Source organism: Paenibacillus sp. PastF-3 (assembly GCF_029893135.1).
GTDB lineage: Bacteria > Bacillota > Bacilli > Paenibacillales > Paenibacillaceae > Paenibacillus_AQ > Paenibacillus_AQ nitricinens.
This window is the reverse complement of record NZ_JARXWM010000004.1, coordinates 96,789-119,064: the sequence shown is the minus strand read 5'-3', so window position 1 is coordinate 119,064 and position 22,276 is coordinate 96,789. Positions and strand designations below refer to the sequence as shown.

The 22,276-nt window shown below is 42.1% G+C and carries 19 protein-coding genes and 1 pseudogene; 13 read left to right on the top strand and 7 right to left on the bottom strand.

What is annotated here, in order from left to right:
• Positions 1–147: 147 nt before the first annotated feature.
• Entirely contained in the window at positions 148–2,793 is a 2,646-nt protein-coding gene (locus tag M2444_RS10080; protein ID WP_280786879.1) for an adenosylcobalamin-dependent ribonucleoside-diphosphate reductase, read from the top strand.
• A gap of 240 nt (positions 2,794–3,033) precedes the next feature.
• On the opposite strand, the gene M2444_RS10075 is transcribed toward M2444_RS10080, so the two are convergent.
• Positions 3,034–3,339, bottom strand: coding sequence for a hypothetical protein (locus tag M2444_RS10075; protein ID WP_280787059.1), 306 nt, complete (start codon positions 3,337–3,339; stop codon positions 3,034–3,036).
• A 92-nt stretch (positions 3,340–3,431) separates the two neighbouring features.
• Positions 3,432–3,830: pseudogene (locus M2444_RS33460) on the bottom strand (YheC/YheD family protein).
• A gap of 414 nt (positions 3,831–4,244) precedes the next feature.
• Here M2444_RS33460 and M2444_RS10065 point away from each other — a divergent pair.
• Entirely contained in the window at positions 4,245–4,700 is a 456-nt protein-coding gene (locus tag M2444_RS10065; RefSeq protein ID WP_280786877.1) for a hypothetical protein, read from the top strand.
• Between the two features lie 213 nt (positions 4,701–4,913).
• Here M2444_RS10065 and M2444_RS10060 read toward each other — a convergent pair whose 3' ends face one another.
• Complete coding sequence (locus tag M2444_RS10060) at positions 4,914–5,312, bottom strand: cytidine deaminase (RefSeq protein ID WP_280786876.1); 399 nt, start codon at positions 5,310–5,312, stop codon at positions 4,914–4,916.
• A 267-nt stretch (positions 5,313–5,579) separates the two neighbouring features.
• Here M2444_RS10060 and M2444_RS10055 point away from each other — a divergent pair, with 267 nt between their 5' ends.
• Positions 5,580–6,539, top strand: a complete 960-nt coding sequence (locus tag M2444_RS10055) for a methylenetetrahydrofolate reductase (protein WP_280786875.1) — start codon at positions 5,580–5,582, stop codon at positions 6,537–6,539.
• 281 nt (positions 6,540–6,820) lie between these two features.
• Positions 6,821–8,809 (top strand): TetM/TetW/TetO/TetS family tetracycline resistance ribosomal protection protein, encoded by a 1,989-nt coding sequence (locus tag M2444_RS10050; protein WP_280786874.1) that lies wholly within the window; start codon positions 6,821–6,823, stop codon positions 8,807–8,809.
• Between the two features lie 11 nt (positions 8,810–8,820).
• Here the strand turns inward: M2444_RS10050 and M2444_RS10045 are convergent, their stop codons facing one another.
• A complete protein-coding gene (locus tag M2444_RS10045) occupies positions 8,821–9,159 on the bottom strand; it encodes a winged helix-turn-helix transcriptional regulator (protein WP_280786873.1) in 339 nt (112 codons plus the stop codon).
• 152 nt (positions 9,160–9,311) lie between these two features.
• Between M2444_RS10045 and M2444_RS10040 the strand changes: the two genes are divergently transcribed.
• Positions 9,312–10,223 (top strand): DsbA family oxidoreductase, encoded by a 912-nt coding sequence (locus M2444_RS10040; RefSeq protein WP_280786872.1) that lies wholly within the window; start codon positions 9,312–9,314, stop codon positions 10,221–10,223.
• Between the two features lie 215 nt (positions 10,224–10,438).
• Here M2444_RS10040 and M2444_RS10035 read toward each other — a convergent pair whose 3' ends face one another.
• Entirely contained in the window at positions 10,439–11,329 is an 891-nt protein-coding gene (locus M2444_RS10035; protein WP_094869396.1) for an AraC family transcriptional regulator, read from the bottom strand.
• 141 nt (positions 11,330–11,470) lie between these two features.
• On the opposite strand from M2444_RS10035, the gene M2444_RS10030 reads away from it, so the two are divergent.
• The 5 genes from M2444_RS10030 to M2444_RS10010 all read left to right on the top strand — a co-directional run bounded on the left by M2444_RS10030 (position 11,471) and on the right by M2444_RS10010 (position 15,118).
• Positions 11,471–12,091, top strand: a complete 621-nt coding sequence (locus M2444_RS10030) for a sugar O-acetyltransferase (RefSeq protein WP_280786871.1) — start codon at positions 11,471–11,473, stop codon at positions 12,089–12,091.
• Positions 12,088–13,440: an MATE family efflux transporter gene (locus M2444_RS10025; RefSeq protein WP_280786870.1), complete on the top strand. Its 1,353-nt coding sequence runs from the start codon at positions 12,088–12,090 to the stop codon at positions 13,438–13,440. The genes M2444_RS10030 and M2444_RS10025 overlap by 4 nt, the downstream gene beginning before the upstream one ends.
• A gap of 28 nt (positions 13,441–13,468) precedes the next feature.
• Positions 13,469–13,852: a VOC family protein gene (locus M2444_RS10020; RefSeq protein ID WP_280786869.1), complete on the top strand. Its 384-nt coding sequence runs from the start codon at positions 13,469–13,471 to the stop codon at positions 13,850–13,852.
• Positions 13,853–13,864: 12 nt separating this feature from the next.
• Complete coding sequence (locus M2444_RS10015; RefSeq protein WP_280786868.1) at positions 13,865–14,512, top strand: sugar O-acetyltransferase; 648 nt, start codon at positions 13,865–13,867, stop codon at positions 14,510–14,512.
• Positions 14,513–14,635: 123 nt separating this feature from the next.
• On the top strand, positions 14,636–15,118 hold the full coding sequence (locus tag M2444_RS10010) for a DinB family protein (protein WP_094869392.1): 483 nt from the start codon (positions 14,636–14,638) through the stop codon (positions 15,116–15,118).
• Positions 15,119–15,286: 168 nt separating this feature from the next.
• Here the strand turns inward: M2444_RS10010 and M2444_RS10005 are convergent, their stop codons facing one another.
• Both M2444_RS10005 and M2444_RS10000 read right to left on the bottom strand, forming a co-directional pair.
• Positions 15,287–16,900, bottom strand: coding sequence for a response regulator (locus M2444_RS10005; RefSeq protein ID WP_280786867.1), 1,614 nt, complete (start codon positions 16,898–16,900; stop codon positions 15,287–15,289).
• Between the two features lie 30 nt (positions 16,901–16,930).
• Entirely contained in the window at positions 16,931–18,769 is a 1,839-nt protein-coding gene (locus tag M2444_RS10000) for a sensor histidine kinase (protein ID WP_094869390.1), read from the bottom strand.
• A 298-nt stretch (positions 18,770–19,067) separates the two neighbouring features.
• On the opposite strand from M2444_RS10000, the gene M2444_RS09995 reads away from it, so the two are divergent.
• The 3 genes from M2444_RS09995 (at position 19,068) to M2444_RS09985 (ending at position 22,276) form a co-directional block, all read left to right on the top strand.
• Positions 19,068–20,411: an ABC transporter substrate-binding protein gene (locus M2444_RS09995; protein ID WP_280786866.1), complete on the top strand. Its 1,344-nt coding sequence runs from the start codon at positions 19,068–19,070 to the stop codon at positions 20,409–20,411.
• A 71-nt stretch (positions 20,412–20,482) separates the two neighbouring features.
• The gene (locus tag M2444_RS09990) at positions 20,483–21,421 is read left to right on the top strand and encodes a carbohydrate ABC transporter permease (RefSeq protein ID WP_094869388.1); all 939 of its coding nucleotides are present in this window, start codon (positions 20,483–20,485) and stop codon (positions 21,419–21,421) included.
• Positions 21,422–21,436: 15 nt separating this feature from the next.
• Positions 21,437–22,276, top strand: a complete 840-nt coding sequence (locus tag M2444_RS09985) for a carbohydrate ABC transporter permease (RefSeq protein ID WP_094869387.1) — start codon at positions 21,437–21,439, stop codon at positions 22,274–22,276.

The following is a 22,276-nucleotide window of genomic DNA, read 5'->3' as shown; positions in this document are numbered from 1 at the left end:
CTGCTATTTGTTATTGACAAGATGAACTTCCTACATACACCCGTAAGACGGAAGATAAGTGTAAGGAAGTTTTTGTTGTGGGTCACAAAATGTACGCCCACACCTGAACTGGAACTAATATTTACTACATTGCGGGAGGTTTTTCTATTGGGTAAAGTGGAACGTAAGCAACGCCTTGAAGGGCTAAGTGAAAAAATATTTTTGGATCGTTATGCTTGGAAGGATGCCGACAGCAATAATGCTAAAGTGGGCGATGTTGTACTCGTTCTGACAAAAGATGATCCGAAGTTTCCCACGAAGGAAGTCGGAGAGATCGTAGAACGTAACGAGAGAATCGTAACCGTGAAGACACGGAGCGGCGAACTTGTAAAATCAGATGTTGAAAAGCTGACGCTTAATATAGAAAAAACACCAGAGGAAATGTGGGATCGTCTATCTACAGCTATGGCTTCTGTGGAGAAGACGCCTGAGCTTCAAGAAGAATGGGCGGGTAAATTCCGCTCGATTCTGGATGATTGGAAGCTCGTACCGGGTGGGCGGATTGCGGCTGGTGCAGGCGCTAGTGAAGAATTAACATTGTTCAACTGTTATGTAATCCCTTCTCCAAAAGATAGCCGTGGCGGCATTATGGAGACGTTGGCTGAAATGACGGAGATTATGGCGCGAGGTGGCGGTGTAGGAATTAACCTATCCTCACTTCGTCCACGCCGTGCAATTGTGCGAGGTGTCAATGGCTCATCTAGTGGTTCTGTATCTTGGGGCGGTCTGTTCAGCTATACCACTGGACTAATTGAACAAGGCGGCAGCCGCCGTGGTGCACTCATGCTAATGATTAATGACTGGCATCCAGATGTAGAGGATTTCATTACCGTGAAGCAAACGATGGGTCAAGTGACGAACGCCAACCTTTCGGTATGTGTGAGTAATAGCTTTATGAAGGCTGTAAAAGAAGATCTAGATTGGGATTTAGTGTTCCCGGATACCACAGACCCAGATTACAACGATGTGTGGGACGGCGATCTAGACAAGTGGAAGGCTGCGGGCAAAAATGTTATTCATTATCGCACCGTTAAAGCGCGTGATGTGTGGCGCACTATTATTGAATCCGCTTGGAAATCCGCTGAGCCAGGCGTTGTGTTCATGGAATACTATAATCAGATGTCCAACAGCTGGTATTTTAATCCGATCATTTGTACGAACCCGTGCGGGGAGCAAGGACTGCCAGGCTGGGGAGTTTGCAATTTGTCCGCTGTGAACCTGTCCAAATTCTACGATGAGAAGAATCATGATGTAGACTGGGAAGATCTCGCGACTACAACGCGTTATTCTGTACGTTTCTTGGACAATGTTATTGATAAGACCCCTTATCATTTCCCGGAAAATGAAGCGAATCAGAAAAACGAACGCCGTGTGGGTCTCGGAACGATGGGTCTTGCTGAGCTGATGATCAAATTGAACATCCGTTACGGTAGTCCGGAATCTTTGGCGTTTCTGGACAAGCTTTACGGCTTTATGGCTCGTGAAGCATACCTTGCTTCTGCAGAGATTGCTGGTGAGAAGGGAGCTTTCCTAGCTTTTGACACAGAGAAATATTTAATGAGCGGGTTTATGAAAAATATGCTCAAAACGTATCCAGAGGTTGGTGAAGCGATTCGTAAACATGGCATGCGTAACGTTACAGTGATAACACAAGCACCTACAGGCAGCACAGGTACAATGGTAGGTACTTCGACAGGTATTGAGCCTTATTTCGCCTTCAAATATTTCCGTCAAAGCCGCCTTGGATACGATGAGCAGTTCGTTCCAATCGCTCAAGAATGGCTTGAAGCTCATCCAGGTGAAGAGCTGCCAGATTACTTCGTGACCTCGATGGATTTGTCAGCTAAGGATCATATCCGTGCGCAAGCAGCGATTCAACGCTGGGTGGATAGCTCGATTTCCAAAACTGCAAACTGCCCGTCTGACTTCACAGTAGAAGAGACGGCTGAGCTCTATGAAATGGCCTTCGATCTGGGTTGCAAAGGCGTTACGATCTACCGTGATGGTAGCCGTGATGTGCAAGTTCTGCAAACCTCGAAGAAAGAAGACAAAAAAGAAGCCGCTCTGGTTGCGGCAGAGGAAGCTACAACTACTGTAGAAGCAAGCACAAGTGTTGTAGCAGCAAGTCCAACGTCTCAAGTGACTACAAAAGAGGCAGATAAACAATACAAAAAACGTCCGCAGGTTCTGCGCGGCGCTACCTATAAAATCAACACACCTTTCGGCATGGCATATATTACGATCAATGATCTAGATGGTACGCCGGCAGAAATCTTCCTGAATGTGGGTAAAGCAGGCTCTGACGTCTTTGCGATGGCAGAAGCACTTGGACGTGTCTGCTCATTGTTCCTCCGTTATGGAGATCATGGCGAGAAGGTAGAACTGTTGATCAAACATCTGAAAGGGATCGGTGGGTCAGGCGCTATCGGATTCGGAGCGAACCGAGTTGAATCCATTGCTGACGCTGTAGCTAAGGCACTGGAATCACATGTGCTGAACAATGCTCATGATGATCATGTGCCTGCACCTATCGCAGCGACTCTGGAGCTGGAGGATTTCCATGAAGCGTTGAACGCGGAGTTGAAGGCGAGTGTTCCTGCGGCAGCTTCTATTGAAGATGGTCAAGGCGGACATGGCGCGCATAACCATACTTCTGCTTCCCGTGACCTTTGTCCTTCTTGTGGCGGTGCTTCGCTGATTAATATTGAGGGTTGTAAGACTTGCGGAAATTGTGGGTATAGTCGTTGCGGGTAAGTAATTGACATAGAATAATTTGAATAACTTAGTGTGATTTTTTATTTTAAATGAGAAAAATTCGTTTTAAACGAGAAAAATTTTGTATTAGAACTAAGTTTTTAAGCCGGTAAGCCTTTCTGTTAAGGTTTATCGGCTTTTTTATAATAAGCCAAACAGAAACATGAGTTGTTGTTGGTTTGTCACTGAATATAAAGTACGAAACGGATAACCTGCTCTTAGTTGCAAGATTTAATACATCTAGAATAATATTTGGAGAATTGCTTTTGAAAGACCTTCTAATGGCAATCCCTTTGCCAATGGTGAAAAGGCTATGGATACTATTCCTTCCTCCTTCAATACATCCTGCAACCCATTTTCTATCCATCTATCGAGCATTTCTACATTGCTGACCGAGCCAACCTCGTCACTGCCATATTTAGCCGTACAGATGAGGATCGGAGCCGTCTTAAATTGGCCGGAGGTACCATTATTAAAGATTTTTTCTGTACGAATGTCGATAAAATGAATATCGTCCCATACGCCATTCCCTTGGTCATGATCCACGCTGTCACCCCGATAGTCCTGAATCACGTCAATATTGATAAATCAATATCGCTGACCGCAGCTCGTCCTTGTGTGCCTACCTAGCTACTCTTTCAAAAGGTCTTTGCACGAACCGCGTGACCACTACCATGAAGATTAGAGGTTATGCTTCGTGCAGCACCTACTCTTGCGGCCATTCCCGTTAGCTCCCAGCCCCCTTGCCCATTCTTCTAAACAAGCATACGGTAATCATGAAAACATCCGCCAAGTAATTGCAGTGGAATGCCCTGCTGAATGAGGAAGCTTCCTCCGATACAACATTGACGAATAATCGATTCCAGTCGTGAGGCTGAGACCTTCCGAGGGGCTATGATACGGCGATCCTGCCGACGGCCTTGGATATCAAAGACGCCTTGTTTATTCTTCATTTTCTCGATTCTAAGAAAACCACGTCCACCCGTACCGTTAGCCGGTTTGATATAGACTACTGGTGTCTGTTTTAGCGGTACTATATAGATGTGGAAAAATATTCAAAAGATTCTCACCGCAGTAATAACCAAACTATCGTGTTGTTTATTACATGTGTTTGTAACCAGCTTTACGATCTATACAGCTTTTCTAAGTAATTTGAACTCAAAAGGTCTAATGAAAAGGGTTGTACTTAACTTCTACTTTGTTCTTTGGTCATAAACTTTAAATCAGTTCAAATAAATTATCTAATCTTGACTTGGAAGAGGGGTTTTCTATTAGTTTTCGCCTTGAAATTCCCGATGATTACATTATAAGGATATTTAGTGTTTTAATTTAAATTAATCTACATAATTTCAGGGGTGGAATATAGGTGCTTGAAGTAAGAAGAAAATCTCGATGAAGGGTGATGATACCATTAGAGCATTAAGTGAACGAATGGAAAAGGGGGACGAAAGATGAAATCATTCAAGACAGGACTACAAGCCATTCTTTATGTACTACTGGTGGTTGGAATGCATCTGATCTTAATCTATTTTTTAAAGATAAGAATAGAGGGATGGGGAACGGAGTTATTAAATATCTCATTTAAGGTATACTTCATACCTCTTTTATTATGTTTAATTAATTCTTTTTTATTTATAAGGACTCAGAGGATAAAGTACAATACCATTTGGTTTTTGGTAACTATGTTATCCAGCCTCTTACTTCTTTTATTATTCAATGCAATGCAAGATGACAGTGATAGTGAAGATGGAGTTGTCGTTTCTATTGAATGGTTTCCAAAATATCAAGTGGAAATGCTCTTTCTGCTTCCTTGGAGTATTTCTATTATACAATTTATCTTAACTCTATATTATCTAATCAAAATAAGAAAAAATCTAATCGTAAGAAATAAAAAAGGGGGAATGTAATAGGAAAAGAATATTTTCATTAAGTAATCAGCTTTAACTACATTTAAACGAATGTATATTATACATAAATGATGTATGAACCACAAAAGTGCCTTTTCTCGCCTAAAATGAAATATTAGTGGTGTTCGACTAAGCTTTTAAACACAAAAACACGCGTACTTGTCTAACACAGGTACGCGTGTTTTTGATATTCCACTATGATAGGTATTATTTTTACATATCTAAATTTTTGAATGCGTAAGGCAATAAATCCCTTAAACTCAGCTCTAAGATTTCTTTTTTCTCATTGGTTAAATAGACAGGCATGTCGGGCAAACAGAATTCCGATAATACTTGTCTGCAGATACTGCATGGCGGCAGAAAATCCATTGTGTCACCTGCTACAGCTATAGCCTGAAAATCACCTTTAGTATAGCCCTTTGTAATAGCTGTGAAGATTGCTGTTCTCTCTGCACAATTAGTAGCACCAAAAGATACATTTTCTACGTTGACTCCATTAATAACATTTCCATCTTTAAGTAATAAGGCTGCTCCAACTGGAAATTTAGAATAAGGGGCATAAGCAGCTTTCATTGTGTTACGTGCGCTTTCCATTAATTCTTCTTTATTCATAATACTCACCCTTTTTAAATAAGAATGAACCTTTCGGTCCCCTTATCGCCAACTTTAAGGTTGGCAGGACTTCTAATATTATAGTCAGACCCAATGGTTGTCAACATTAAAATCTAGAAGTTTCGCCTCCATGATGTACTACTCGATAAGTACCAATAGGGAATTATAGCTTTAAAATATAACTAGATATAGTAAATATAAGTTATACATATTAAGCCTGCCATGGTAGCCTTAACTTAAAAGAGACGTGTAGAGGAGTTTTTTAATTTGGGAGCGGCAGGGAGTACATTTAAACAAAAAATATTGAGCAAGAAACCTGGTATTTTAACATATGGGATGACACCACCGAAGGCAAGCCATTCACCAGAAAAGATATCAGAAATTGCACAGAAACAGGTTGAAAGACTTCAAAACGTTGATTTAGATGCTTTAATTCTTTACGACGTCCAGGAGGAAGCAGAAAGAGTTGATCATGAAAGACCTTACCCATATTTACCAACGATTGATCCGGCTATCTATGGTGATAAATATCTAAGACAAGTAGAGGTCCCAAAAATAATTTATCGGTGCGTCGGTAATGATACAAGAGCTTCGTTCGCGGATTGGATTAAGACTAACGAAAGTGAAGACAGATTTTCCGTGTATGTGGGCGCTTCATCAAGTAAGCAAGAGGTGAAATTGAATTTACCAGATGCTTATAAGCTAAGCAAACAGTTAAATAGTAATTTGAATTTTGGAGGAGTTGTCATTCCTGAAAGACATATAAAAAAGAATGATGAGCATATACGGGTTGTCGAAAAGATTAACAATGGATGCAACTTTTTTATCACTCAGGCAACTTATAATGTAGAGGCATCAAAGAATTTATTGTCTGATTTATATTATTACTATACAAATAAGGGTTTTGAAATGGTTCCTATTTTATTTAATCTTGCACCATGTGGCACAGCGAAAACATTACAATTTATGAAATGGTTGGGGATCAGTATCCCGGGATGGTTAGAAAACGAGTTGAAATACTCGAACGACATTTTGGATAAATCCATTCAGCTATCTCAAAAAATATTTGAAGAACTATTTGAGTTCGGGCTGGAGAAGGGAATTCCAATTGGATGCAGCATTGAAAGTGTTTCAACAACTAAGTTGGAAATTGAAGCATCCATTCAGCTTGCTAAAGATGTAAAGGCATTTCTAGATAAAAAGCTGTTGAGTCCAGAGAGTAGATGATTTATTGTTTTAAGGAAATTAGAAATATTAACGTTATCGCATTGAATAAACTACTAATGAGGAGCTTACGAAGGGTTTTTAACTATTCATTGAGCCGGTAATCCTTTCTGTTAAGGGTTACCGGTTTTTTATTAGTTAATAGGGACATAATCATCATCTCAATAGCTGGTCTAGTGCCTTTCTTGCATTATTGTACTGTCGGTGGTGAGAGATTCTGTACAAGCTACTAGATTTCGGCTACGATTCTTATATAACAGACTGACTGAATGGATGGTAGAAATATGTATTATAAACTGTCAGAAGCATCACCAATCACCATCGGACTGCTAGCACATGTTGATGCCGGCAAAACCACCTTCGCAGAGCAGCTCCTATACCATGCTTCCGGAATTAAGACTCGGGGGAGAGTCGATCATCAGGATGCCTTTTTGGATAGTCATGAGATGGAGCGGGCACGGGGCATAACGATTTTTGCTGACCAGGCGGTGATGAAATATAACGAACAATCGTATCAGCTCATTGACACACCGGGGCATGTCGATTTTTCAGCTGAGATGGAGCGCGCTTTACAGGTCATGAATTATGCGGTAGTCATCTTAAGTGCTGTGGAGGGCATTGAAGGGCATACCGAGACGGTCTGGCAATTGCTACAGGAATATGGCATACCCACTTTTATATTTATTAACAAAATAGATCGTACCGGTGCTGACGTCCAGCGTGTACTAAAAGCGTTAAGGCAGCAATTTTCGCCGGATATGTTGTATTTGGCAAAAGGTCTAGAACAGAGCATGCTGCCTGAAGAGGTCATTACCGCCGTTGCTGAGCGAGATGAAGCCTTGATGGAGGCATATCTCGAAGACAACATTTATCCTGAGCAGGTATTGGCTACGCTGAAACAAATGGTTAAAGAACGGGTGGTTTTTCCCGTTATGAGTGGAGCAGCTCTATTGGATCAGGGGATTGCGGAATGGATGCAGACGATGCAACTACTAATGGAATCGACTTATGAAGTTAACGCAGTGTTCGGGGCACGAGTATATAAGGTGCGTCATGAGCTGCAAGGCACGCGACTGACTTTTATGAAGATATTAGCTGGAAAGTTACGGGTACGGGAGGATCTCTGCTATAGAACTTCAGAACATGAGGAGTTAAGCCAGAAAATCACTTCTATTCGTATCTATCATGGGGGGAAATATACTTCATGCGATGAAGCCTCCGCGGGACAGCTTGTTGCCGTTACGGGCCTAACTGATGCAGCCATTGGACTGGGTATAGGTAATCATTCAGATCAAGTAGAATCCCGTCTTGTGTCAGCGTTGAAATCCAAAGTTGTATTCAATTTGGGGATATCATCCAGAGAAGTGCTGCGCTATTTCATGATCCTGCAAGCCGAAGACCCTACGCTGCAAGTGACATGGGAGGACAAGCTGGAGGAGATTCATGTTCATGTGATGGGAATGATCCAGCTAGAGGTACTTCAGCAGGTGGTGTTAGACCGTTTCCAGTTCAAGGTATCGTTCTCCAAGCCAGAGATATTATACAAAGAGACGATCGCAGACATTGTGATTGGTTGTGGGCATTTCGAACCTCTTAAGCATTATGCAGAGGTGCATCTCCGGCTTGCGCCTGCGAAACGTGGTGAGGGAATTACCTATCGCAGTACATGCCATGTTGAGCAGCTCAGCACAGGGTATCAGCATCTCGTCGGTCAGCATTTACTTGAAAAGGACCATCGTGGAGTTCTTACCGGCTCTCCCGTCACCGATCTGCATGTAACGCTTTTAACCGGGGCAGCGCATCAGAAGCATACGCATGGCGGTGACTTTCGGGAGGCGACACTGCGGGCACTGCGGCAGGGATTGGAGCATGCGAACAAGATTCTACTGGAACCTTATTATCAATTCAAAATCAAAGTCGATGCGGAGCTTATCGGACGCGTAATGTCTGATATACAGCTGGCTCATGGTGAATTTGACCCGCCAGAAATGCTAGGTGAATCGATGTTTATTCAGGGACGTGCGCCTGTCGCGACGTTCATGCATTATGCAGTAGAGCTTGCTTCATTCACGAAGGGCAAGGGAGCAATCTCGATGAAGTTAGGCGGTTATCAGCCATGTCATAACCCAGAACAGGTCATCGCAAGAATTGGATACGACCGCAGCGCTGATCCTGAGTACACCTCCAGCTCTATGTTCTGTGCAAAGGGAGCGGGATATAGCGTTCCTTGGGATGAAGCGCCTTCGTATATGCATTTGGAGATTCAGGAATAGGAATGCGCAGTCTAGGAATTATCCTTCATCCCAATATTTCTTTGTCCCCATTCAACAACGGATTCAATTAAAGGCACTAATTCTCTTCCAGATGAAGTCAGAGAATACTCAACTCTTGGTGGCACTTCGTTATACTGCTCCCGATGAATGATTCTATATTCTATAAGATCCCTCAGTGCGTTGGTTAAGGTAGTCCCTGTTATTCCATGCAGTCTTCTTTTTAACTCGTTATAGCGTATGTTGTCGTTCTCACTAAGAATGGCTAGGATCGGGAGGTTCCACTTTCCGCTGATTACATGGAATGCGAAGGTTGCAGGACATAATTGATCAAGTCTAAATTCGTATTTCATACATAACTCCTCTCCAATAGTATTATTTAAGATACTTAGTATTAAAAATGAACGTACTTGTTTGAATTTGTATTGGTATTATAATACTCCCATACAAAGAACTTCTACAAGAGGGCACTTTCTTTGATTCTCCAGCGAAAGGTGATTGATATATGAATAATTCAAATATGATGTGTGACCTTAAAACCGGTGTCTGTGGGCCAGGGGATGAAGAGCAAATGGAAATGATCGACTTTAATCTACAGTCCCCCAAAATCACACTTTACTATGCAACAGATCCGATCTGTTCCCACTGTTGGGCACTTGAGCCGGTACTCAATCGTTTTATTCTGCAGTATGGTCAATATTTTAACGTGAAGACGATTATGGGTGGTTTGCTTTCTAGCTGGCATGGTTTTACAGATGTCTCCAATGGCATTCAACAGCCTTCAGATGTTGCGGAGCATTGGAGAGAAGTCGGTTTACATTCACGTATGCCTATCGATGGTTCTTTGTGGAAAAACAATCCGATTCTTTCTTCGTATCCGCCATCTAGAGTATACAAGGTTATACAAAATATATATCCGGGTAAAGAAAATGAGTTTTTGCGTCAGGCAAGAGAAGCTGTATTCGCCTTCAATCAGAATATTGGAGAGGAAAAAACATTAGTTGATATAGTCCACAACATTGGGCTAAATGGCGAAGAAATAGTGGCGGATGCTGCTCTTGGATCGGCACAAGATTTGTTAGAGCAGGATTTTGAGTTAGCAGGCAGACTTGGTGTACGTGGATTTCCAACCATTATCATGGTGAATGAAGAAAATAAAGGTGTTAAAATTGTGGGGGCACGATCATTAGAAGCCTATGTCGAAGGACTTCAACAAGTTTACAATGGAGATGTAAAAGCTGAAAATGTTCCATCTCTCTCTGAACTTATCAAAGAAGGAAACATTTTGTTCTATAAGGAAATTGAAGTGTTGTATGATATTGAATCTGGTGATATGGAGTCATTTATAGCCACGGAAATGATAGAGGGGTCATACAGTATTAAGCGTATTTTAGGTGAATCATACGTTGTATCTTAATGATAATGAAAGAAGCCAGTAACCCAAAGAACTTTGGATTTACTGGCTTCTTTGGCATTCGCGAGGGTGGATTTGAGATCGCGAGTGCCAAACCGAAAAATAAGCTATTAATTACAACATAAAAAATAGAATTTGATAAGCCAAGCAGGAGGATAAAATAATGGAAAATGATTAATAAAATAACGGAATTATATTGGGAAGCACCCGTCAACAAGCTAATGGGAAGGTATTCGAGATTTCTTCCGGTAATTCTGAGGCGTCAATCCAGTCTCATTACGAAAAACTGATGAAAAATAGCTCGCACTTTGAAATCCGCAGTTCATTGCAATTTCACTAATCGATCGATTAGTTCCCATCAGCATCTCGGAGCTCTTTTGAATACGATATCGCATCAGATAAGTATTAGGCGTTTGGCCAATGTACGTGCCAAACAACTCGCAACATTTGCTCCTGCAAACAGACCCAGCGGTAGCGATGTCATTCAGGGTCACTTTAAGGTCAAAATGATGATGAATAAATCCCGTCATTTTCCAAACGGCAATCCATGACTGGTCATCATTTATCTGCCCAGGAACCCTCTGTATATGATCTCCGACGTCTGCACAAAGTGAAGTAGCCAGTGAAAGAAGACGTAGTGGCTTGCAAGGAGTGCTGTTCATTTCTTCATAAATCCGATGTAAGGAATGCAGGATTTCCTTTCCCCACGTGCTTTGTGGAGTAATCATAATATAGTCTTCAGTATTAGAACCGAATTTCTCATCCCAATATACTTTGCCTACATGTGTGCTTATTCCGAGTAGTGAAGGATGGACAGCAACGACTATGAATGTACAATCCAATTTTTTAGTGGAAAAACCGTAATGCATACGCTTGCTATTAACGAATATTCCGTTACCACGTTCAATCAGCACAATTTCTCCGTTTACAAAATACTCCATCTTCCCATCTAGCACTAAAATAAATTCCAGGTCCGGATGCCAATGGCATGCTGCTGCATATTTATCGAAATGATTCAGTGCTCCTTTTCGTACGTATAGCGGAAAATCAGGAAGATTATAATTTAGTTCTTCCGATAAATCGGAGAATACTTCCAGTTCTACACTCACAATCACATCTCCCTCAAACAAAATACGATTTTAATAGAATTATATTTGATTTCGGTGGATAGGACTATATAGAAAATATACAATTTTGATATTGCTCGACAATAACACAAAATCCAATAGATTTTATAAGGAGCCAGAAACATGACAATGAGAGAACGTATTGCCTCCGGGAAACTATTTACTGATTACTGTGAAGGACTGCCTGAAGACAGATTAAAGGCAAAAAGAAAAATGCATGCCTTTAATTTAACAACGCCAGATGATCTAGATAAGCGTACACAACTCATGCAAGAGATATTTGGAAGAGAAACGAAGGCGTGGATCGAACCACCCTTTTATTTTTGCTATGGTACAAACATTGAGATTGGTGATGGAACGTACATTAATTTTAATTGTAACTTTGTGGACGACACTAAAATTATTATCGGAAAAAATGTTATGTTCGGTCCATCTGTAACGATTGCTACAGTGGGACATCCAATCCATCCAGACTACAGAGGATATATGTATGCTGATCCGGTGAAAATTGAGAATAATTGTTGGATCGGGGCGAATGTTACAATTTGTCCTGGGGTCACGATTGGAGAAAATACCGTTATTGGTGCCGGCAGTGTTGTGACAAAAGATATTCCGGCTAACTCCATTGCAGTGGGCAATCCATGCAGGGTGATGCGTACCATTAATGAACATGACCTAAAATACTATTACAAGGACAAAGAGATCACTAAAGAAGATCTGGATGAAGAAGCACGCTTGAGATGAGAGATAAGCAATTCAATCGCCAATTACTAAATTTGGTCATTCCGATTGCTTTACAAAACCTCATTTCATCGTTAGCCGTTACAATAGATATATTCATGTTAGGTTTTGTAAACCAGTCTACAATGTCTGCCGTATCGCTGGCTGGGCAAATTACATTTGTTTTAACACTGTTTTATATGGGATTGGCTGCAGGAGTGGGGATTTTGACTGCTCAGTATTGGGGAAAGAAAGATTTGATGACCATTGAACGGGTTTTTAATATCGGATGTACGATGTCTATTATTATATCCGCTATCTTTTTTGCAATATCATTGTTGGTGCCGGATCAATTAATGAGTTTTTTCACAAATGACGACATGTTAATTCGATATGGATCGAGTTTCTTGCGAGTGATCTCGTTCTCCTATCTAATAAGCGGAATATCCCAAATGTACTTTAGTGTAATTAGAAGCATGGAAAATGCCCGTGTGAGTGCCTGGATCAGTTCTATGTGCCTTATATTGAACATTCTCTTGAATGTAATAAGTATTTTCATACTTTATCCGGGTCATTCAGAAAAGGCTATAGTGGCAGTTGCTTTCTCTACAGTTTTGGCACGTATCGTTGAATTTGGTTGCTGTATCATCCACTCGATCAAATCAAATATAAAGTTTAGGTTACCTTTACGTGACATGGTTCAGCGTAATTTGATTAAGGATTTTTTGAGGTATACACTACCTGTCCAAGGAAATTATATGGTTTGGGGATGCGCATTAACTGTGACATCTGCAATTATTGGACATGTCAATGCAGATATGGTCGCTGCAAATTCAGTAGCCTCGGTCGTTAAGAATCTGGTTATTGTATTATGTGGAGGTATTGCAAGTGGTGGTTCCGTGCTTGTTGGTAAATATCTGGGCAATGGCGAAATTGAAATGGCTAAAAAAGCTGGAAAAATATTAAATGTATATGCTATCTTGTTTGGCATCGTTGCAGGTATCACTTTGCTAATACTGAAGCCTATAGTGTTTGTGCTTGTCAATTTGGATGATCAAGCACAAATTTATTTAAGTGGAATGCTTCTTGTCTGTGCTTATTGTTGTCTTCCGAAATCGATAAACTCCACGACAATTGGAGGAATATTTGTTGCTGGAGGGGATTCTAGATTTGGCTTTTGGTGTGACACGATTGTAATGTGGGGCATCATATTACCATTAGGATATATGAGTGCGTTTGTGTGGCATCTCTCCCCTATAACGATATTTATTATCCTCAATTTAGACGAGGTTATTAAAGCCCCGATTGCCTTAATGCGTTATTTTAAATTTAAATGGCTTAACGATATTACGAGGGATTATGTTCGAAACTAAAACATATAGTGACGGAAGGGAGATTTATATGAAAATTGAACATATTGCTATGTATGTTCAAGATTTAGAGAGCTGTAGACAATTTTATAGTCAATTTTTTAATGCTGAGTCAAATAGACAATACCATAATCCCAAAACGGGATTAAGAACCTATTTCCTCACGTTTGAGGGCGGCGCGAGATTGGAGATTATGAGCAGACCGGATATGGTAGAAGGAGTTCATGATCTCTTGCGGACGGGCTTAACTCATTTAGCTTTCAGCTTAGGCAGTAAGGAACAAGTCGATCTGCTAACCAAAGAATTGGCAGAGGCGGGCTTTAGAACGTTAAGTGGGCCACGCACCACAGGTGACGGATATTATGAAAGCAGTATTTTAGGGCCGGAAAACATTCAAATTGAACTTACTCTCTAAAAACTAAAAGAGGTGAACCTTTTGACAGAAGAAGAGCGAATATTCAAAGGGATATTATACAATCCAGGTAACACAGAACTAAAGCGTATAAAGCTTCTCGCCCACAATTTGAGCAGCCAATATAGTCGAACATTTGAGGATGAGACAGAGGAGCGGGAAGCGATATTGTCACGGTTACTTGATAGCATAGGTGAACATAGTTTTATCCAGGGTCCCATTTTTTTTCATTATGGTGTTCATACAAAAATTGGTGATCATTTTTTTGGAAACTATAACCTTACAGTCCAGGATGATGCACAGGTTACAATAGGTGATCATGTGAGTTTTGGACCTAATGTAACCATCGTTACACCTGTTCACCCATTCGTTGCCTCCGAGCGCAGGCAAATGCTTGATCAAAATGGTGATGCTGCGTCTTTATGCTATGCTAAGCCTGTTAGCATTGGTAACGATGTTTGGCTCTCAGCAAATGTAACGGTATGTGGAGGTGTTACGATTGGTGATCGATGCGTAATCGGTGCAGGTAGTGTCGTGACCCAGGACATCCCAGAAAATTCTTTTGCTGCAGGTGTACCGTGTAAAGTAATCCGTAAAATAACCAATTTGGATAGCATGCGCCATAAACCGGAAATACTTTCAGATTGCGATATAATCGAGTAGAAATGTAACATCCTGAACCATAGACCAGATTTTTGATTATTTGTAACAAGACATGTGACAGGTTATAATTTAATTGGTATGACTAAGTAATCGTTGCTTAACGACTAATAAAGGAGTTTTAAAATGTACAGAACAGTTCAAGATTTTCTAGGAGATTGGGCAAGTGCTTCTGCAGGGACAATTCGTGTTCTTGAATCGCTTACCGATGATAAATTAGATCAGGTAATTGTGGAAGGTCACAGCTCATTGGGATGGTTAGGTTGGCATTTGGCAACCTGTCCGATGTTCTTTGGGGGTCAGGTAGGATTAACACTTACTCCAGTAGGCAATCCGAAGGAAGTTCCAGCTCAAGCGAGTGTGATTGTTGAGGCTTATAAGAATATTGCGGCTAATATTGCTTCTGAAGTAGAGAAATTAACGGACGAACAAATGGTTGAGAGTGTGCAGACCTTTGCTGGATTAACGCCTCGTGGTGCTATGCTTAGATCGCTGATTGATCATCAGACACATCATCGTGGTCAAATGACAGTTCTCTTACGTCAAGCAGGTCTTCCTGTACCAGGCGTAATTGGTCCTACTAGAGAAGAACAAGCTCAAATGAAATAATTACGGGTACTTGCCTCTGGTGATAGCTTACCGAATAGGGCTGGTATTACGAACAAAAAATCTCGTTCCCCAGACCTTTGTCTCGGAAACGAGATTTTTTGTTGCCGGATGGAGTCGTATCTATTATTGCGTAGGATTGCAGCTTCCTTTGCTGGGTTCGGTGATCACTTAGTGACCTGTTTCAATTTGTTGCATGTATTCTCTGGGAGAACTCCCCGTCACTTTCTTGAAGACCTTACTGAAATAGAAGGCACTTTCATAACCAAGTTTTTGTGAAATTTCGTAAATACGCCCATCTCCTCGTGCCATCATTTCCTTGGCTGCAGTGATTTTGGTTTCCGTGATATATTCCACATAGTTGACCTTAGCGACTTTGGAGAACAGATGGCTCAAATAGTTGGGACTGAAATTAAAGACATCTGCCACTTGGTTCAGTGAAAGCTTAGTGCCGAGATTTCTTTTGATGTATTCCTGGACATTTTTGACGATTTGTTCTTTATAGCTTTGTCTTCGAGTAGAGAGAATTTCCGAGCAGCCGTCACGGAACTTAACCAACCAGCCGGCGATTTCTTCAATTGTATGCATCTGATAGATGGACCGGTAACCTTCCGGCTCATTTTCGAAGATATGCTCGACAATGTTTTCTCCATCCGCAAGAAGCGAAGTAGCCATATATAGAATATTGCAGGCAGCATCGGTAGCGGGTACCAATAAGTCAGGCCGGTCTTCGAAGATTTCGATCATTTTGGAGATGATGGTGTACAAAGCAAGGGTATCTAGTTCTTCAAAAGCACGGCGGATCTCCGAACGAGATTCGGAGAAATCAAAGAGTGAATGCTCCTGCTCAAGTGATTCACCTTCTGCAAAGAAAACAAAAGACCGTTCTTTCACGGCAATCGGCAATGCCTTTCGGGCTGCTAGATAGCTCTCCCGCAGCAAATAAGGGTCTTCGACTGCAAACCCTATTGCACCAATAATCGTTACATTGAAATAGTTATGTAGTACAGATGCCATGTCTTTAAGTTGCTTCTCAATGTCAGACATCCAGTTACGGGGATCTACTCCGGGGACAGGCAGAGCAACGGCAAAATTGCGCAAGTCCAGACTGGTTACATAGCAGGGCTTTATAGAAGCCAGTGTGTCCTTTGCCATTTGTACTGTACTTGAACATAAGGCGACCAGCTTATCCCCACGGGGTGGGACAGTGTCCGGTCCTAGAATCCGGCAAGTGCATACGAGGTAGGCGGGCTCGGACAAATCTAACGCCAAATCCTCAATCTGCAGAAGGTACTGGTTCTTATTCTCGAACAGGTTGTTGAATAGACGAATGAAGAATTTATCACGTTGCGCCTGAAGATTGCTGCGGTGAACAAGTTTAGGGTAGCTTTCCATCGTCTGGTAGCTTTCAAGAAAGGAGATCGCCTTTCGAATGGATTCGGCCAGTGCTTCCGGTGTGAGTTCCAGCTTTACCAGATAATCGGTGGCCTGTACCTCTATGGCTGCGCGCGCGTATGGAAATTCTTCATAACTGGTCAACATAATGAACAATGGAAGACGACCATATTTTTGGCGTACTGAAGCGGCAACCTCCAAACCGCTTTTTATTGGCATTTTAATATCGCTGATTACAATGTCCGGGCGGAGGGTGTCAATCATTTCTTCTTCTTGGGCACCATTGTGCGCGATGCCTACAATCTCTATATGATATTGCTCCCATTTCAGCATAGACTGCAAGCCGATACAGACTAGAGCTTCGTCGTCGGCGATTAATAATTTGATCAATATGACCACATCCTTGCTAGATTTGCCAATCTACTCTTTTTGCATATAGGGTAGAAGGATTTTCATTCGGGTATATCGGCCCAACGCACTCTCAATCGAAAGACCGTAATTCTCCCCAAAGGCTAGCCGTAAACGCTCATTTACACTACGGAGTCCAACGTTCTCGAACACACCCTTAGCTTCATCCTCCGCATCACACAGAATGGTAGAGATTTGTTCTTCTTTCATGCCAATACCGTTGTCTTCAATTGTGACCAGGATATCGGCAAAACCGCTTTTCTTCACCGTGATCAGTATATCTCCTCTACCTTTGGGCTCGATGCCATGGAAGATAGCATTCTCAACCAGGGGCTGTAGCGTGAAACGGGGAATCAGGCCGGAGAGCAGTCCCTCATTCTCAATTTCCATCACCATCGAGACCGTACTGCCATACCGGTATTTTTGAATCAGAAAATAGTCATCAAGAAGGCTTAGCTCATCTTTTAACGGCATTAGCCTCCGGTTGTCTTTGGCAATGCTGCGCAGCAATCTGGAGAGTGAGGTAGTCATTTCTGCAATGCCGGTTGCATTCTGAATCGTAGCCATCCATTTGATCGAATTCAGTGTATTGTATAAAAAGTGGGGATTAATCTGACTCTGTAACATCCGGTATTCCAACTCCTGTTTCTGCTTCTCGTCTGCAAGTTGACTATCCATGAGTGCAACAATGTCCTGAGACAGTCGGTTGATCCCCCGTCCGACATCACCGAGCTCACTATTCCATTCAATATTGCGGTCCAGTAGGAAATTGCCCTGGGCAATCTTATCAATTCGCTTCTTTAATTTCTCTACCGGGAGACTGATGGTACGGGTTAAGTACAAGGTAATAATGCCGCTTAAGACGATAACCAATAAACAAACGCCGAGCATGACTAGAATCCATATATTTGTTTTGGGTGCGAACAAGTCATTAGGTAATGTCTGAGACAGAATCACACCGCTGCGTACGGGATAAGAGACCAGGATTTGGCTTTCTTCCTCCTCCAGCTTAATCATGGACAGCTCGGTTTGTGGTCCAACAGGTTTCTCATTGGTATAGGATACCGGTTCATAAGGTTGTGTAATGGAAATTACTTTATCGCCAATGATCTGATAATGATGGTTGCCGAGCGTTAGCAGCATTCGGGAATTCTCTGGCAGGGAATAACCCTTCAGTTTGTCGGTAATTAAGGAAGTATTAGCGAGTAAATAAACCGTTCCAATCCGGGCAGCACCATCTCCGTAAATCGGTAGAATAAATGGGATTCCGTTCGTGGTGGAGAGCGGGTCCTTGATCACTTGTTCCCACTGCTCCACAGCATCTTTGTTAAGACCGGGAATTTGACCGATATTGTGAACAGTAAGTGGAATAGAAGTACTGACGGAATTATCCAACTGGAGGAACTTTCCATTGTTACCCGTCACAATCAAGCGGCGGACATAGCTATTGGAGCGGTTGATCCGAAAATCCTCCTGCATGGCGTTAAAGACATTAACAGCATCCTTGGCACTTGCCTTTGGAGATACAAAATAATCAGTAAGTAATGTATTGGTGGACGAGTTGGTGCTGCTGGTCATCGCCAAAGAGGACAGATTAATCAAATCTTGTTCAATAATATGGGAAACCAGCTGAAGGTTGAACTCGGTCGCCTGAATGGTTGTTTTACGCTGATAATAGGTGATCAATTCATAGCTGAAAAAAGACAGCAGAGCGGCGATTAGTAGCGCGAATAGAGTCATGATGAGAATAATACGGCTTTTAATAGTGGATTTTCTTACCGTTGTGAACACTCCTCTACGAAATGCGGAAATATATAAAGCGGTTTCAAAAATATCCTTGAATAAATGCATGTGTAAAGTGAATCTTCTATTTATAATTTATAATATGCTTAACTAGTTTACCGATATCCATATTAACAACATAGCATATTCCTGCAATTCCATACAGTGGACGGCAGAGGAGCTGAGAAATTTACATGTTTTAAATAGGATTTTACAGGTTTGAAGCAAGGAGGAAAAGAAGAACAAAGAAAAGTGAATGAACTGAGTTTGAAAATACATGCCATTCTAGATGGGAAAGTCTTAAACTTTGAAATAGATCGGATGAGCCGATCAGTGTAAACAATCAGAAGGAAAAGGGGATTTTTATATGAAATTGAAAAGATTCTATGGCATGACTTTCGCCACAATACTCTCCCTAAGTGCGCTGGCCGGATGTTCCGGTAATAACAACACCGAAGGTAGTGCTGCAACAGCTGCTCCACAAACGAGCAATTCTGCAAACGCTTCCGCTGAACCGAAACAGGATCCTGTGACCTTGAAATGGGCATTGTGGGATTGGGAAGCCACAGCATACTACCAGCCGTTGATCGAAGCCTATAAAGCTGAGCATCCGAATGTAACAATCGAATATGTCGATCTTGGTTCCACGGACTATATGACCATGCTAAGTACACAGTTGTCCGGCGGTGCCGATCTGGATGTTCTTACGATTAAGGATATTCCTGGATACTCAAACCTCGTGAAACAAAATCACTTGGAGCCGCTCAAGGGTTTTATGGGCGACAAAAGCATTGATCCATCCGTTTACGGCGGTACCGTAGAACAGATCGAAGTGAACGACGAAGTGTATGCGCTTCCTTTCCGTAGTGATTTCTGGGTCATTTACTACAATAAGGATTTGTTCGACAAAGCAGGAGTGGAGTACCCGAGCAACGATATGACATTTGACCAATATGATGAACTAGCTAGAAAAATGACCTCCGGCAGTGGTGCTGAAAAAGTATATGGAGCCCACTACCATACTTGGCGGAGTGCAGTTCAATTGTTCGGTATTCTAGACGGCAAGAACAACGTTGTTGGTGGCAACTATGATTTCCTGAAGCCAACCTATGAACGGATCTTGAAAGAACAGGAAGATGGAATCGTTATGGATTACGCCACACTGAAGACTTCAAGTACGCATTATTCTGGTGTATTCTACAACAATTCCGTTGCGATGATGAACATGGGCAGCTGGTTTATAGCGACTCAAATTGAAAAGGTGAAGAGCGGCGAGTCTCAATCAACCCACTGGGGGATTGTGAAATATCCTCACCCGGATGGTGTAGAAGCAGGCACAACCCTAGGTACAATTACTTCCCTGGCTGTAAATCAGAAATCTAAAAATAAAGAAGCTGCCCTTGATTTCATGAACTTTGTGACGGGTGAAGAAGGTGCCAAAGTCATTGCTTCCACCGGAACCATTCCAGCGATTAAGAACGATGAAGTTATCCAATCCATCACATCCATTGACGGTTTCCCTGCGGATGAGAACAGTAAAGCAGCACTGACTACGGTTCAGACGTATCTGGAAATGCCAATGCATGAAAAGAGTGCAGATATTGAAGTCATCCTGAACGAAGCCCACGATAACATTATGACCAAGAACGCTTCGATCGACGAAGGTTTAAAGGATATGAATACTCGCGTACAGCAGCTCTTGAACAATTAACCTGAAGAGAGTTGGTGAATTCTAAGGGCGGGTGTATGCCCGCCTTTTATAGAAGGTTTGGAGGAGAAAGCATGCAGAACGAAACCATATTGGGTACAAAAAAGATCCCTAAACGACATTTGTCTAAAGGTGTCCGGGAAAACCTGGTAGCTTACAGCTTCATTGCGCCAAACTTTATCGGATTTGCCGTGTTTACGCTGGTACCCATGTTCTTTGCCTTTATTCTTGCTTTTGTGAAATGGGACGGGGCCAATCCAATGAAGTATATCGGACTGGACAATTTCACCCGGCTTATCAAAGATACAACATTTCACAAAGCATTATGGAATACCATTGTTTACACTATTGGCGTAGTACCGTTCACTATGATTGTGGCGCTCGCGCTGGCCATTCTGCTTAATCAGAAGATAATGGCCCGTAATTTCATGAGAACCGTATTCTTTTTCCCATATGTAGCTTCATTGGTAGCTGTTGCTGCCGTATGGAACTTTATCTTTAGCCCTACGATGGGTCCGATCAACAATATTCTGCATACCCTTACCGGCATCCCACTGGAGGAGCTTCCCCGCTGGGCAGCGGATAAACACTGGGCGATGTTCACCGTAATACTGTTTACGGTATGGAAAAACATGGGGTATTACATGGTCATTTACTTGGCAGGTCTTCAGGGGATCAACCCTGAATTGTACGAGGCTGCTGAACTTGATGGAGCCAATGCATGGAGAAGATTCCGCAATGTGACGGTCCCTCAGCTGGCGCCTACCTCCTTCTTTGTGCTGATGATTCTAGTCATCAATTCATTCAAAGTCTACGATATCTTTATCAACCTATTTGCCGGCGCTGATAACCAGCTGAACGATTCTACAAGGGTTATGGTTTATCAAATCTACAATACGGCGTTCCGTTCGCTTGATTACGGATATGCCAGCGCCATGGCCATTGTATTGTTTCTGCTGGTACTTGGCATCACCATCGTCCAGTTCCGCGGCGAGAAGAAATACGGACAATAGGAGGATTCAAAAGATATGGTGGGTACAAATAAAGGAATTAGAATCGGCACAATGGTGCTAGTGTATATTTTGTTATTTGCGACAGTGCTCTGTATGCTTGTTCCATATATATGGATGTTGTCTTCTTCACTCAAGCTGAACAAGGATGTGTTCTCGTTTCCGATGCAATGGATTCCGGCAAATCCGCGCTGGGAGAATTTCGTGGATATCTGGACCCGAATTCCGCTGGACCGCTTCATTTATAACACAGCGAAATTATCAATTATCGTAACGATATTGCAGCTACTGACTTCAAGCTTTGCTGCTTATGCGTTCTCCAAACTGCAATTCAGAGGGAAAAATGTATTATTCCTTGGATATATCGCTACGATTGCGATTCCTTGGCAGGCATATATGGTGCCGCAATTTATCTTGATGCGTTACATGGGACTTAATAATACCCATCTGGCAATCATTCTATTGCAGGCATTCTCGGCTTTCGGAGTATTTCTGATGCGCCAGTTCTATCAGGGAGTCCCAGATGAATTATGCGAGGCGGCCCGAATCGATGGCTTGAGCGAATATGGGATTTGGGCGAGAATCATGCTGCCGTTATCTAAGCCAGCCTTGTCCACATTGACGATCTTCACCTTTGTTGCCACATGGAATGACTTTTTGGGACCAATGATTTATTTGACGGATACAAAGCTTAAGACCATTCAAATTGGACTCCGAATGTTTATTTCGCAATATTCCGCCGAATACGGTCTAATTATGGCTGCAAGTGTGGTTTCCATTATTCCGGTTGTGATTGTTTTCTTGGCACTTCAGAAGTATTTCGTGCAAGGCGTCGCAGCATCTGGTATTAAAGGCTAG

Coding starts and splice junctions, on each gene's coding strand:
- M2444_RS09985 (WP_094869387.1), top strand. CDS start 21,437: ATGGTGGGTACAAATAAAGGAATTAGAATCGGCACAATGGTGCTAGTG.
- M2444_RS10040 (WP_280786872.1), top strand. CDS start 9,312: ATGAATAATTCAAATATGATGTGTGACCTTAAAACCGGTGTCTGTGGG.
- M2444_RS09990 (WP_094869388.1), top strand. CDS start 20,483: ATGCAGAACGAAACCATATTGGGTACAAAAAAGATCCCTAAACGACAT.
- M2444_RS10060 (WP_280786876.1), bottom strand. CDS start 5,312: ATGAATAAAGAAGAATTAATGGAAAGCGCACGTAACACAATGAAAGCT.
- M2444_RS10045 (WP_280786873.1), bottom strand. CDS start 9,159: ATGAAATACGAATTTAGACTTGATCAATTATGTCCTGCAACCTTCGCA.
- M2444_RS09995 (WP_280786866.1), top strand. CDS start 19,068: ATGAAATTGAAAAGATTCTATGGCATGACTTTCGCCACAATACTCTCC.
- M2444_RS10025 (WP_280786870.1), top strand. CDS start 12,088: ATGAGAGATAAGCAATTCAATCGCCAATTACTAAATTTGGTCATTCCG.
- M2444_RS10030 (WP_280786871.1), top strand. CDS start 11,471: ATGACAATGAGAGAACGTATTGCCTCCGGGAAACTATTTACTGATTAC.
- M2444_RS10010 (WP_094869392.1), top strand. CDS start 14,636: ATGTACAGAACAGTTCAAGATTTTCTAGGAGATTGGGCAAGTGCTTCT.
- M2444_RS10020 (WP_280786869.1), top strand. CDS start 13,469: ATGAAAATTGAACATATTGCTATGTATGTTCAAGATTTAGAGAGCTGT.
- M2444_RS10050 (WP_280786874.1), top strand. CDS start 6,821: ATGTATTATAAACTGTCAGAAGCATCACCAATCACCATCGGACTGCTA.
- M2444_RS10000 (WP_094869390.1), bottom strand. CDS start 18,769: ATGCATTTATTCAAGGATATTTTTGAAACCGCTTTATATATTTCCGCA.
- M2444_RS10065 (WP_280786877.1), top strand. CDS start 4,245: ATGAAATCATTCAAGACAGGACTACAAGCCATTCTTTATGTACTACTG.